We start from the raw sequence: 12247 nt of genomic DNA on the forward strand, positions 1-12247 counted from the left end.
AAGGGGTGGTGAAGGCGCAGGTCCGTCGGAGACCGAGTCGCCCCCTCCTGATCGCTGCGCGATCTGTCCTCCCCGTCGGCCTTCGCCGACGGGGAGGTGAAGACACAGCCGCCACGTCTCGCTAAGACTTCGGCATGTTCAAGTCCGTCCTTGTCGCCAATCGTGGCGAAATCGCCTGTCGTGTCTTCCGTACCGCCAAGCGGATGGGAATACGCACTATCGCCGTCTATTCCGAGGCCGACGCCCAGGCCCTGCACGTGCGCGAGGCGGACGAGGCGGTGCTGATCGGCCCGGCGGCGGCGCGCGAATCCTATCTGGACGGGGCCAAGGTGCTGGCGGCGGCGAAGGCGACGGGGGCGGAAGCGATCCACCCCGGCTATGGCTTCCTGAGCGAGAACGCCGAGTTCGCCGAGGCGGTGGCGGCGGCGGGTCTGATCTGGATCGGACCGGACCCCGCGTCGATCCGGGCCATGGGGCTGAAGGACGCGGCCAAGGAATTGATGATCCAGGCCGGGGTGCCGGTGACGCCGGGCTATCTGGGCGCGGACCAGTCGGAGGCGACCCTGACGGCCGAGGCGGCGCGGATCGGATATCCGGTGCTGATCAAGGCCGTCGCGGGCGGCGGCGGCAAGGGGATGAAACGGGTCGATGATCCGGCCGATTTCGCCGCAGGACTGGCCAGCGCCAAGCGGGAAGGGGCGGCGGCCTTCGGCGACGACCGCGTGCTGATCGAACGCTACATCACCCGGCCGCGCCATATCGAGGTGCAGGTGTTCGGGGACCGGCACGGGGATGTCGTGCACCTGTTCGAGCGGGACTGCTCCCTGCAACGCCGCCACCAGAAGGTGATCGAAGAAGCGCCGGCGCCGGGCATGAGCGAGGCCGTGCGGGCCGCCGTGACGGGCGCGGCGATCAAGGCGGCCAAGGCGGTCAACTATGTCGGGGCCGGGACCATCGAGTTTATCGCCGACGCCTCGGACGGGCTGAAGGCGGATGGGATCTGGTTCATGGAGATGAACACCCGGCTTCAGGTCGAACACCCAGTGACCGAGAGCGTGACCGGCGTCGATCTGGTCGAATGGCAGTTCCGCGTCGCGGCGGGCGAACCCCTGCCGCTGAAGCAGGACGAGATCAAGCTGACCGGCTGGGCCATGGAGGCGCGCCTCTATGCTGAGGATCCGGCCAACGGGTTTTTGCCGTCGATCGGGCGGCTGGAGCATTTCGTCATGCCGGACGGAATTCGGGTCGATACGGGCGTGGAGCAGGGCGGCGAGGTCAGCCAGTTCTACGACCCGATGATCGCCAAACTGATCGTACACGAGGACACCCGCGAGGCGGCGGCCGCGCGACTGGCCGAGGCGGCGGGCGAGGTCGAGGTCTGGCCGGTCAAGACCAATGCGGGCTTCCTGAAACTCTGCCTGGACCATCCGCGCTTCGTGGCGGGGGATGTGGACACCGGCTTTATCGCGGCGGAGGAGGGGGCGTTGCAGTCCGTTGAAACCGCCGAAGCGACGCTGGCGGCTCTGACCCTGATCGCCGAAGCGGCAGCGGATGCCGAGGCGGCTGGGGCCGACCGGTTCAGCCCTTGGGGCGGTCAGCCTGGCTTGTCGTATGGGGTTCGATTGAACGCACCGGCTCAGACGACGGTGTGGGCGCATGTGGACGGCCGGGGCGTGTCGGGGGGTGTGACGCCGGTCGAGACGGGATGGCGCGGCGTTGAGGGACTGATGGCCCAGGTCGGGTTCGATCAGGTGCAGGCCGGGGAACGCCTGTTCGGCTATCAGGTCGTCGATGACGGTTTCGTTCTGTTCGTGGACGGCGAGGCGCGTCGGGTGACGCCGTATCGCGCCGCCATTGGCGCCGGCGCCGGCGCTCTTTCCGACGGCTCCCTCCGCGCGCCCATGCCGGGCAAGGTCGTCGCCGCCCCGGTCAAGGTCGGCGACGCGGTGACCAAGGGCCAGCCGGTCGTGGTGCTGGAGGCGATGAAGATGGAGCACGCCCTCACTGCGCCCTTCGACGGGGTGGTTGAAAGCGTCGCAAGCGTCGGAGATCAGGTGGTGGAGGCGGCCGTTCTGGCGGTGGTGAAGGCAGCGGACTAAAGCCCGAGGCCGCCCAGCGGCCGCGTCTGGATCGAGTCGTCCATCTTGGCCATCAAGCCGTAGATCGGACGCCAGTCGCCGCTTTGACGCAGGTTTTCGCTCCAGGACTGATGGGTCGGTTGATCGACCCAGACCTCCGTGACCCAGAGGATGTCAGCTTCGGCCAGATCGTGCGCGACGATATAGGAATGACAGCCGTGTTTTCTGACGGCGGGGTCCATCAGCAGAAGCGCAAGTTCGTCGCGGCGGCCAGGGTAGGCCGTCAGGCGCGTGATCAATCCGTACATACTGGCCCCGTGGCGTGCGATGGAGCGACGCGCGCGATCATTGATAGCGTTCACAGATTAAACAATCTGGCCAAGGCGCCTAAGGGCGACTACGTGGGCGCCATGCCGCTTCACATGATCAAACTGGGCGTCGGCGTACCCGACGTCGAATGGCTGGAGGCCCGCGCGGCCAAGGGCGGCCCTCTGGTGGTCCACACCCGGATGACGCCGAAGCGCGCCTCGGAGATCGAGGACGGCGGTTCGCTGTACTGGGTGGTGAAGGGGACGATCGTCTGCCGCCAGCCCGTGCTGGACATCGCCACCCTGGGCGAGGGCAAGGAGAGCCGGTGTGAAATCACCCTGTCCCCCCAGGTTATCCGCACCGCCCCCATGGCGCGGCGGCCCTTCCAGGGGTGGCGCTATTTCGAGCCCAAGGATGCGCCGGTGGATCTGACCGAACTGGACGCGGGCGAGGCGCCGGAGGAACTGGTGCGGCAACTTCGCGAACTGGGCGCCTGGTAGACCAGGCCCGCAAGGCTTTTGGGAGTTGACCCCGGCTGATGCGCGTGGCCTGTGCCGCCTCCGATGATCGCGCTCAGCCCCCAGACCCGTTCCGCCTTTCGCGACCTGCTCAACCTGGCATGGCCGGTGATCCTGGCGCGGATCGGCATCATGACCATGGGGCTGACCGACGCCATCGTGGTGGGGAACTTCTCCAGCAAGGAACTGGCCTTCCACTCTCTGGCCTGGGCGCCGACGTCCATCGTGGTGACAACGGCGGTCGGGTTGATGCTGGGCGTGCAGGTGATGACGGCGCGAATGCTGGGCGAGGGCCGTCGGCACGCCGTCGGCGCGGTGCTGCGCCGGGGCCTGACCTATTCGTTACAGATCGGCGTGGTCTCGATGATCGCCCTGATCGCGCTTGGTCCTTGGGGGCTGAGCAAGTTGGGGCTGGAGGACGGACTGGCCGAAGGCGCGGGCCCGGCACTGGTGGTCTTCGCCCTGTCCATGCCCTTCTATCTGATCTCGGTGACGGGGCAGTTCTTCCTGGAGGCCCTGGGACGGCCCAAGCCCGGCATGGTCGCCATGTGGGTGGCGAACGGGGTCAATCTGGCGCTGAATCTGCTGCTGGTGCCGGACCTGCTGGGCATCGGTTTCGACGGCGCCTTCGCCTCGGCCTGGGCGACGTTCGGGGCCCGGGCGGCGCTGGCGATCTTCCTGGTGGTCTATATTCTACGCCTGCCCGAGGCGCGGTCGCTGGGCATATTCGACAAGCCCGAGCCCGACCCCAAGGCGGCGCGTGAACAGGTCAAGGTCGGCCTGGGCGCAGGCGCATCCTATTTCATCGAGGTCGGGGCCTTTTCGGGTTTCACCTTCTTCGCCGGCCAGATCGGCGCAGCGGAGACGGCGGCCTGGGCGGTGGTGCTGAACGTCTCGGCCATCGTCTTCATGCTGCCCATGGGCCTGTCGTCGGCGACGGCGGTGCTGGTGGGGCGCAGCTATGGCGCCGGCGACGGGCGAGGCGTTTTGCGGGCCGGCCTGGTCGGTCTGGGCGTCGTCACGGGGCTGACCTTCATTGTCGCCCTGGTGGTGTGGCCCAGCGCGCATCTGATCGTGGGCGCTTACAATCGCGATCCGGTCCTGCTGGCCATCGCCGCTCCGGCCCTGGTGCTGGCGACCCTGTTCTTCGTGGCGGACGGAATCCAGGTGGTGGCGGCTCAGGCGAACCGGGCGGCGGGCGACGTCTGGTGGCCCACGATCATGCATTTCGTGGCCTATGGGGCGGTGATGATGCCTCTGGGCTGGATCCTGGCGCATCGGATGGGCGTCGATGGCCTGGTCTGGGCGGTGGTGATCGCCAGCCTGGCCTCGTCGGTCCTGCTGACCGGGCGGTTTGTCCGGGTGGCGCGGAGAGGAAGTGGCGAGTGGCGAGTGGCGAGTGGCGAGTAGGACTGGCGTCTTCGTTGGCGGTTTCAGGACTTTGCATCTTGCCGTGACCGCGAACGGTCGCCACTAACCACTCGTCACTCGTCACTCGTCACTCGTCACTCGGTATCCATGGCCCGCATCCTCATCACCTCGGCGCTGCCCTACATCAACGGCATCAAGCACCTGGGAAATCTGGCGGGCTCGATGTTGCCGGCCGACGTCTGGGCCCGGTTCAAGCGGGCCCAGGGCCATGAGGTGCTGTACATCTGCGCCACAGACGAGCACGGCACCCCGGCCGAGCTGGCCGCCGCCGCCGCCGGTCAGGACGTGCGCACCTATTGCGACGAGCAGCACGAGATCCAGAAGGCCGCTGGTCAGGCCTTCGGCCTGAGCTACGACTGGTTCGGCCGGTCGTCCAACCCGCAGAACCATCGTCTGACCCAGCATTTCGCCGAGGCCCTGGAGAAGAACGGCCTGATCGAGGAACGGGTGGATCGGATGATCTATTCGATCGACGACGCCCGCTTCCTGCCCGACCGCTATGTCGAGGGCACCTGCCCGCACTGCGGCCATGTCGGCGCGCGCGGCGACCAGTGCGACAACTGCGGGCGTCTGCTGGACCCGACCGACCTGATCGATCCCTATTCGTCGGTGTCGGGGTCCAAGAACCTTGAGGTCCGCGACACCCGCCATCTCTATCTACTGCAAACCAAGATCGAGCCGCAGATCCGCGCCTGGGTCGACAGCAAGACCGGCTGGCAGGTTCTGGCCAAGTCCATCGCCTACAAGCATCTGGACGAAGGGCTGATCGACCGCGGCATCACCCGCGACCTGGCCTGGGGCGTGCCGGTGCTGAAGGACGGCTTCCCGCGTCCGGGCATGGAGGACAAGGTCTTCTACGTCTGGTTCGACGCCCCCATCGAATATATCGCCTCGACCGAGGAGTGGGCCGAGGCGACCGGTGGGTCTTGGCGCGATTGGTGGCGTCTGGACGAAGGGGCCGAGGACGTCCGCTATGTCCAGTTCATGGGCAAGGACAATGTCGCCTTCCACACCGTGTCCTTCCCGGCGACCATCATCGGCTCGGGCGAGCCGTGGAAGACGGTGGACCAACTGAAGGCCTTCAACTGGCTGAACTGGTACGGTGGCAAGTTCTCGACCAGCCAGAAGCGCGGCGTCTTCATGGACCAGGCGCTGGAGCTGCTGCCGGCCGACTACTGGCGCTGGCGCCTGACGGCCTACGGGCCGGAACATGCGGATTCGGCCTTTACCTGGGAAGATTTCCAGGCCTCGACCAACAAGGACCTGGCCGATGTGCTGGGCAATTTCGTCAACCGGATCGTCAAATTCGCCGAGTCGAAGTTCGACGGCGTCGTGCCGGAAGGCGGCGAGGCCGGGCCGGTCGAGATCCAGCTGGAGGCCGACATCAAGGCCGGGATCGCCGAAGCGACCGAACAGTTCGAGGCCATGGAGTTCCGCAAGGCGGCCCAGGCCCTGCGAGCCGTCTGGGTGTTGGGCAACGAGTATCTACAGGTGGCTGCCCCCTGGACGGCGCTGAAGACCGATCGCGACCGCGCGGCCGTCGGCGTACGCACGGGGCTGAATCTGGTGGCCTTGTTCGCCCGTCTGGCGGCGCCGATCCTGCCGTTCTCGGCCGAGAAGATCGCGGCCTCAGTCGGCGTCAGCGACCTGTCCTGGCCGGGCGCCGACGAGGATGTGCTGAACGTCCTGACGGTCGGTCAGCCGGTCGCCGCCCAGGGCGTACTGTTCGCCAAGATCGAGGACGCCCAGGTGGCCGAATGGTCCGAACGCTTCGGCGGCGCGGAGTAAGCGCGCTTCTTTTCCCGTCCGGTGAGGAACGAGCGGAAAGACTACTCGGCGACGATCACCGGCAGGCCTGCCGCATGCCAGGCTTGGATGCCGCCGACCAGGTTGAACAGGGGCTGGCCTTCAGGGCCGGTGGGTCCGACGAAGGCGCAGACCTGATGGCTGCGGCCGCCTTTCAGGCACTGTACGATGATCTTCCGATCAGCCGGCAGGTCCAGCGCCTCCCAGGCGGTGGGCATCTGGCTGAGCGGGGCCAGGATTGCGCCGTCGATGCGGGCGGCGGCGAACTCGTCCGGCTCGCGCACGTCGATCAGGATCGCCTCGCCGGATTGCAGCCAGGCGGCGGCCTCCTCGACCGTGACCGTTGCGACCGTCACGTCGCGGGCGCCGGAGCAGGCGCCGTCGGTTCGGCGGGGACCGGGGGCGGGCTGGTCTCGGCGCCCTTCTGGCCCAGGTGTTTGGCGGCTTCCTCGGGACTGATCTCGATGAAGGCCGGTGCCGAGGCGTTGAACTCATCCATATGGCCGGTGCGGACCACCACCTGACGGGCGCCGTCCCAGATCATGTGGATGGCGACATACAGGACCACGACCAGACCGACGTAACCGATCCAGCGATAACGGTGCAGAAGCTTGGCGATGTAGGTGGCGGCTAGGCCCATCAGGGCGATCGACATAATCAGGCCGAAGACCATGATCCAGGGATGGTCGTGGGCGGCGCCGGCGACCGCCAGGACATTGTCCAGCGACATGGTGATGTCGGCGATCATGATTTGCAACAGGGCGGCGCCGAAGGATTTGCGCTTCAGGCCCAGTTCCTCGGGCGACGGTCCCTTGCCGTGTTCGATGCTCAGGGCCAGCTCGAGTTCCCTCTCGGCCTCGGCCTGGTCGTGGGTGCGCTGCTCCTGCAGTTCGCGCCACATCTTCCAGCAGACCCATAGCAGCAGCAGGCCGCCCGCCAGCAGCAGACCGACCAGGGCCAGCAGCTGGACCGTGATCAGGGCGAAGCCGATGCGCATGACGACGGCGGCGGCTAGGCCGATCAGAATGGCCTTCTTGCGCTGTTCCTGGGGCAGGGCGGCGGCGGCCAGGCCCACGGCGACGGCGTTGTCGCCGGCGAGGACCAGATCCATCAGCAGGACTTGGCCAAGCGCTGTGGCCTGGCCTGCGAGTTCGGGAGAAGAGAGGAATTCCATGTCCGCTCCTTAACGCCGGTGCGACCGTCTGTCAGCCGCGTTGCGCGCGCGCCGCCTCATAAAGTGCGACGGCGGCGGCGTTGGAGACGTTCAGGCTCTCGAATCCGCCCGGCATAGGGATCTTGGCCAACACATCGCAGTGTTCGGCCACCAGGCGGCGGATGCCGTCTCCTTCGGATCCCATGACCAGGACGGTCGGCTGGCGGTCCAGCGCCTCTTCCAGCGTCTGTTCGCCCGTTCCGTCCAGACCGACGGCGCGCCAGCCCAGATCCGCCAGCCGTTCCAATGCGCGCGACAGATTCGTCACCCGGGCGTGGGGCAGGCGTTCGGTGGCGCCGACCGCCGCCTTGGCCAGGGCGCCGGCCAGGGCGGGGGCGTGGCGGTCCTGCACGATGATTCCCCGCGCGCCGAAGGCCAGGGCCGAGCGGAAGATGGCGCCGACGTTCTGGGGGTCCGTCAGCTGGTCCAGCATGACGATGACGCCCTGAGCCGGTTCAGCCAACTCTTCCAGCGACACGCCTTCCAGCGGCTGGACCTTGAAGGCCAGGCCCTGGTGGACGGCGCCGGCGGGCAACATCCGGTTCAGGGCTTGGACCTCGACCACCTCGATCTTGTGACCGTGCGCCAGTTTGCCCTCTTCGATCTCGGCGGCGCGCTCCGCCGTGGCGAGCAGACGACCCGTGCCGCGACGTGCGGGATTCGCCAGAGCGGCCAAAACCGGGTGACGCCCCCAGAGAAAATTATCGGCGTCCGACTTGCCCCGATCAGGCGAACGGGGCGGACGGGGCGCGTCCTCGCGTCCGGAAAACCCTTGCGCCACGGGCTTTTGGCCCTTTTCGCGGGGCCCGGAAGCCCGGCCTCCAAAGATTGGTTTTTTACCGCTTTTACGGTCGTTGCGTTCTGTTTTCGACGACACTATAAGACGCCCTCCGATTTGGAGCCCCAAGGGCTTTCGGGTCTGGGCGCCCCCTCTATCCTAGAGGAGGCGACAAGCCGAAGGCTTTTGTTTCGTCCCGCTTGATTATGGGCGGAATGAGGGGTCCGCGGTTCGACAAGGCGCGCTGGGGGAATGTCCCGAGTGGCAAAGGGGGGGGACTGTAAATCCCCTGCGTAAGCTTCGAAGGTTCGAGTCCTTCTTCCCCCACCACGCGCCTTGACGGATACGGCGGATCAGGACGACGGAGAGGAACCGGCTGCGGCGTTCCCAAAGAACTTCCGCAGTCTCCGCGCGGGTATAGCACAATGGTAGTGCAGCAGCCTTCCAAGCTGAGGATGTCGGTTCGATCCCGTCTACCCGCTCCAGGTTTTTTGATCAGCATCGCGCCCCTCAACCCGGGCCATCAGGAGTTTGGCCATGGCCAAGGAAAAGTTCGAACGGAACAAGCCGCACTGCAACATCGGCACGATCGGTCACGTTGACCATGGCAAGACGACGCTGACGGCGGCGATCACGATGACGCTGGCGAAGGCCGGCGGCGCGAAGGCCATGGCCTATGCGGACATCGATGCTGCGCCGGAAGAAAAGGCCCGCGGCATCACGATCAACACCGCGCACGTGGAATATGAGACGGCCAACCGTCACTATGCCCACGTCGACTGCCCCGGCCACGCCGACTATGTGAAGAACATGATCACCGGCGCCGCTCAGATGGACGGCGCGATCCTGGTGGTTTCGGCCGCCGACGGCCCGATGCCGCAAACGCGCGAGCACATCCTGCTGGCCCGTCAGGTCGGCGTGCCGGCCCTGGTGGTCTTCATGAACAAGGTCGACCTGGTCGACGATGAAGAACTGCTGGAGCTGGTCGAGATGGAAGTGCGCGAGCTTCTGTCGTCCTACCAGTTCCCGGGCGATGATATTCCGATCACCAAGGGTTCGGCCAAGGCCGCGACCGACGGCGTGAACCCGGAAATCGGCGAACAGCGCGTTCTGGCCCTGATGGAAACCGTCGACGCCTACATCCCGCAGCCGGAACGTCCGGTCGACCTGCCCTTCCTGATGCCGGTCGAAGACGTCTTCTCGATCTCGGGCCGCGGCACCGTGGTCACGGGTCGCGTCGAAAAGGGTATCGTCAAGGTCGGTGAAGAAGTCGAAATCGTCGGCATCCGTCCGGTTCAGAAGACGACCTGCACCGGCGTCGAAATGTTCCGCAAGCTGCTGGACCAAGGTCAAGCCGGTGACAACGTCGGCGTTCTGCTGCGCGGCACCAAGCGCGAAGACGTCGAGCGCGGTCAGGTTCTGTGCAAGCCGGGTTCGATCACCCCGCACACCAAGTTCCTGGCTGAAGCCTATATCCTGACCAAGGAAGAGGGCGGCCGTCACACCCCGTTCTTCACCAACTATCGCCCGCAGTTCTACTTCCGCACGACCGACGTGACCGGCATCGTGCAGCTGAAGGAAGGCGTCGAAATGATCATGCCCGGCGACAACGCCGAGCTGAACGTCGAACTGATCACCCCGATCGCCATGGATCAGGGCCTGCGCTTCGCCATCCGTGAAGGCGGCCGCACCGTCGGCGCCGGCGTCGTCGCCAAGATCATCGAGTAGTCGAGGATCTGACTCTAAGCCTGGCCTAAAGCGCGCACGCGCTGCTTGAGGCCAGGCACTACAGTCGCCTAACAGAACGGCCCCCGGAGAAATCCGGGGGCCGTTTTGCTGTGGGGATTGGAGCCTAGCGGCGTCGGATCAGCGCTTGGCCGCCTCGATCATCCGGGCGATCTTCGCGGGCTCGATACTGGCGGCGGCCTTGCCGTTGACGAAGAAGGTGGGGGTGCCCTGGAGCTTCAGCGCTGCCGCTGTCGTGTGGATGTCGGCGATGTGGCGGGTGGTTTCGGGCGCGACGAGGGCCTGTTTGGCGCGGGCCAGTTCTACGCCGTGCTCGGCCAGGATGCGATCGACGGCGTCCGGCGTCAGGGCCCGTTCGCGCATCAGGGCGTCATAGACCTCGAGATATTTGCCCTGCTGGTGCGCGGCCAGGGCGGCGCGGGCGGCGTATTGCGAGGCGACATCCTCGCCTCGGTCCAGAATCGGCCAGTCCTTGAAGACGAAGCGGACGTCCGGATGGGCGGCCATCAGGGCGCGGAACTGGGGCGCCACGGCCTTGCAGCCGGGGCAGCGGAAATCGAAGAACTCGATCACCGTCACCTTGGCGTCGGCGGGGCCGAAGGCGGGGTCGCGGTTGTCGGGGGCCAGCAGGGCGGCGTTGGCCGTGGCGGCGGCGTTGGTCTCGTCGACGCGGGCCTGACCTTCCTTGGCCTGAAGCGCCAGGCTGGCTTCCTGGAGCACCTCGGGGTGTTCCAGCAGATAGGCGCGGACGTCGCCGCCTGAGCCGCCGCCGAAATAGGGGGCTGCGGCCAGGCCCAGGGCCACGACCGAGACGCCCAGGGCGACATAGCCGGCGACGCCCCCGCTGAAACCGCCCTTCAAGGGATGCGGGGCGGTCGGGGTCTCAGGCGCGGGTGCGTCGTCGGTCATGAAGGCTCGCGGTCAGGATGGGTAGGGCGTCAGTTCAGCGTCGTCGGCTTGCGGGCGGCGTCGCGGCGATCAAGGTCCAACAGATCGTCAGGTGTGGCCCCGGACGCCAGGACGATGTCCACCGCCCGGCGCCATTCCATGGAGTTGGGGTCCAGCATGCTGCGGGCCCGCAAAGCGAACTGGGTCGCTTCGCGTTCCTGGCCGGCGGCGAAATAGTACTCGGCGGTGGCGAGACGCGCCTCGCCCTCCTTGCCCTGGGCGGCGTAGGCCTGACCCAGCAGGCGCCAGGCCATGGTGTTTTCGCGCTCCGCCACCGTCGCGTGCTTCAGCTGGTCGATGGCCTCATCCAGGTTCTTGGGATCGTCTGTGCCGATCAGGGCGTGGGCCAGGTTGATGCGCAGCAGGGGGGCGTCGGGCTTGAGCCGCACCGCTTCGCGGTGGGCGGCGACCGCTTCGGTTGGGCGACCCTCCTCGAAATAGATCTGGCCCTTCAGCTCGGCGAAATAGGGGTTTTGCGGATCCTCGGCGATCAGGGCGTCGACGGCGGCCAGAGCCTTGTCCGTCTGACCGTCGCGGTACCAGGCGATGGCGCGGGCGTAGCGGCCGGGCAGGGTGGCGTCGGTGGACGGATAGGCGCGCAGGGTGGTGTTCGGCGGGTCCATGAAGGCGTGGATCTTGGCCAGGATCAGGGCGTGCTGGGCCATCCGCTCGGGACTGTCGCGATGACCATAGTGGGGCTGGTCCTGGACATAGCGGCGCATGGACTCGATCCGCTGCGACGACAGGGGGTGGCTGCGGAAATAGGGATAGCGGCGGGCGTCGGAGAAGACTTCCTGAGCGCGGAAATTCTCGAAGAAGGAGACCAGGCCCGCCCCGGATTCGCCGGCGCCTTCCAGCGCCCGCGCGCCGGTCAGGTCGGCCTCGCCCTCCTGGCTCTGCATATATTGAAGCGCGCCGATCGTGCCGAAATACTGGCTAGAGCCCAACAGGGCGACGCCGGCGTCCGGCGCGCCGGCGGCGATGGCCAGGGCGCCCAGGGCCATGGTCATGAACATCGGCTGTTTGGCGGCGTTCTGGGCCCCGTCGCGCAGGGTGTGGCGGTTCTTGATATGGCCTGCCTCGTGCGCCATCACGCCGAGCAGTTCGTTGGCGTTCTTGGTCCGCAGGATCAGGCCGGTGTTGACGCCCATGATCCGCCCGCGCGTGGCGAAGGCGTTTAAATCATTGTCATTGACCAGCAGGACCTCGATGTCCGCGGGGTTCAGACCCATGGAGACAAAGACAGGGTCGGCCCACTCCCGGATGATCCCCTCGATTTCGGTGTCGCGGATCAGGCTTTGGGCCGAGGCCTGGCCGGCGGCGACGAGGGCTGCAAAGCCCACCGCCGCCGCCGTCAGGATGCGGGATGCGGATCGGGGAAGCCAGGTCATGGCGTACTCCACAATATCGGCCGACCCCC

The 12247-nt window shown here is 66.8% G+C and carries 11 protein-coding genes and 2 tRNA genes; 7 read left to right on the forward strand and 6 right to left on the reverse strand.

All coding sequences use genetic code 11. From position 1 onward, the window contains the following. The first annotated feature begins 134 nt into the window (after positions 1–134). Positions 135–2099 carry an acetyl/propionyl/methylcrotonyl-CoA carboxylase subunit alpha gene (locus OU998_RS06875; protein ID WP_267516169.1) on the forward strand — a complete coding sequence of 655 codons (1965 nt, stop codon included), beginning with the start codon at positions 135–137 and terminating at the stop codon, positions 2097–2099. Here OU998_RS06875 and OU998_RS06880 read toward each other — a convergent pair. Further along, positions 2096–2386, reverse strand: coding sequence for a putative quinol monooxygenase (locus OU998_RS06880; protein ID WP_267516171.1), 291 nt, complete (start codon positions 2384–2386; stop codon positions 2096–2098). The genes OU998_RS06875 and OU998_RS06880 overlap by 4 nt on opposite strands. Before the next feature lie 102 nt (positions 2387–2488). On the opposite strand from OU998_RS06880, the gene OU998_RS06885 reads away from it, so the two are divergent. The 3 genes from OU998_RS06885 (at position 2489) to metG (ending at position 6124) form a co-directional block, all read left to right on the forward strand. Then, a complete protein-coding gene (locus OU998_RS06885) occupies positions 2489–2887 on the forward strand; it encodes a DUF1489 family protein (protein WP_267516173.1) in 399 nt (132 codons plus the stop codon). 63 nt (positions 2888–2950) lie between these two features. Then, positions 2951–4315 carry an MATE family efflux transporter gene (locus OU998_RS06890; RefSeq protein ID WP_267516174.1) on the forward strand — a complete coding sequence of 455 codons (1365 nt, stop codon included), beginning with the start codon at positions 2951–2953 and terminating at the stop codon, positions 4313–4315. Between the two features lie 108 nt (positions 4316–4423). Then, the gene (gene metG, locus OU998_RS06895; protein ID WP_267516176.1) at positions 4424–6124 is read left to right on the forward strand and encodes a methionine--tRNA ligase; all 1701 of its coding nucleotides are present in this window, start codon (positions 4424–4426) and stop codon (positions 6122–6124) included. A 41-nt stretch (positions 6125–6165) separates the two neighbouring features. Here the strand turns inward: metG and OU998_RS06900 are convergent, their stop codons facing one another. The 3 genes from OU998_RS06900 to rlmB are packed head-to-tail and all read right to left on the reverse strand — an operon-like array spanning position 6166 to position 8232. After that, a complete protein-coding gene (locus OU998_RS06900; protein ID WP_267516177.1) occupies positions 6166–6498 on the reverse strand; it encodes a rhodanese-like domain-containing protein in 333 nt (110 codons plus the stop codon). Continuing rightward, the gene (locus tag OU998_RS06905) at positions 6495–7316 is read right to left on the reverse strand and encodes a YjbE family putative metal transport protein (protein WP_267516179.1); all 822 of its coding nucleotides are present in this window, start codon (positions 7314–7316) and stop codon (positions 6495–6497) included. Before OU998_RS06905 ends, OU998_RS06900 begins: the two co-directional genes overlap by 4 nt. A 31-nt stretch (positions 7317–7347) precedes the next feature. Then, on the reverse strand, positions 7348–8232 hold the full coding sequence (gene rlmB, locus OU998_RS06910; protein WP_267516181.1) for a 23S rRNA (guanosine(2251)-2'-O)-methyltransferase RlmB: 885 nt from the start codon (positions 8230–8232) through the stop codon (positions 7348–7350). A 147-nt stretch (positions 8233–8379) separates the two neighbouring features. Between rlmB and OU998_RS06915 the strand changes: the two genes are divergently transcribed. The 3 genes from OU998_RS06915 to tuf all read left to right on the forward strand — a co-directional run bounded on the left by OU998_RS06915 (position 8380) and on the right by tuf (position 9861). Further along, positions 8380–8463: transfer RNA gene (locus OU998_RS06915), tRNA-Tyr, on the forward strand. Positions 8464–8544: 81 nt separating this feature from the next. Continuing rightward, positions 8545–8618: transfer RNA gene (locus tag OU998_RS06920), tRNA-Gly, on the forward strand. 52 nt (positions 8619–8670) lie between these two features. Further along, the gene (tuf, locus tag OU998_RS06925; protein WP_267516182.1) at positions 8671–9861 is read left to right on the forward strand and encodes an elongation factor Tu; all 1191 of its coding nucleotides are present in this window, start codon (positions 8671–8673) and stop codon (positions 9859–9861) included. 138 nt (positions 9862–9999) lie between these two features. Here the strand turns inward: tuf and OU998_RS06930 are convergent, their stop codons facing one another. Both OU998_RS06930 and OU998_RS06935 read right to left on the reverse strand, forming a co-directional pair. After that, positions 10000–10788 (reverse strand): thioredoxin domain-containing protein, encoded by a 789-nt coding sequence (locus tag OU998_RS06930; RefSeq protein WP_267516183.1) that lies wholly within the window; start codon positions 10786–10788, stop codon positions 10000–10002. A gap of 29 nt (positions 10789–10817) precedes the next feature. Further along, entirely contained in the window at positions 10818–12218 is a 1401-nt protein-coding gene (locus OU998_RS06935) for a M48 family metalloprotease (RefSeq protein ID WP_267516184.1), read from the reverse strand. Positions 12219–12247 lie beyond the last annotated feature (29 nt).

Origin of the sequence: Brevundimonas sp. SL130, from assembly GCF_026625805.1 — a bacterium.
Lineage (GTDB): Bacteria > Pseudomonadota > Alphaproteobacteria > Caulobacterales > Caulobacteraceae > Brevundimonas.

What these genes read in the sequence shown, in the direction of transcription:
- OU998_RS06885 (WP_267516173.1), top strand. Translation starts at nt 2,489, where the DNA reads ATGCCGCTTCACATGATCAAACTGGGCGTCGGCGTACCCGACGTCGAA.
- OU998_RS06905 (WP_267516179.1), bottom strand. Translation starts at nt 7,316, where the DNA reads ATGGAATTCCTCTCTTCTCCCGAACTCGCAGGCCAGGCCACAGCGCTT.
- OU998_RS06880 (WP_267516171.1), bottom strand. Translation starts at nt 2,386, where the DNA reads ATGTACGGATTGATCACGCGCCTGACGGCCTACCCTGGCCGCCGCGAC.
- tuf (WP_267516182.1), top strand. Translation starts at nt 8,671, where the DNA reads ATGGCCAAGGAAAAGTTCGAACGGAACAAGCCGCACTGCAACATCGGC.
- OU998_RS06930 (WP_267516183.1), bottom strand. Translation starts at nt 10,788, where the DNA reads ATGACCGACGACGCACCCGCGCCTGAGACCCCGACCGCCCCGCATCCC.
- metG (WP_267516176.1), top strand. Translation starts at nt 4,424, where the DNA reads ATGGCCCGCATCCTCATCACCTCGGCGCTGCCCTACATCAACGGCATC.
- OU998_RS06875 (WP_267516169.1), top strand. Translation starts at nt 135, where the DNA reads ATGTTCAAGTCCGTCCTTGTCGCCAATCGTGGCGAAATCGCCTGTCGT.
- OU998_RS06890 (WP_267516174.1), top strand. Translation starts at nt 2,951, where the DNA reads ATGATCGCGCTCAGCCCCCAGACCCGTTCCGCCTTTCGCGACCTGCTC.
- OU998_RS06935 (WP_267516184.1), bottom strand. Translation starts at nt 12,218, where the DNA reads ATGACCTGGCTTCCCCGATCCGCATCCCGCATCCTGACGGCGGCGGCG.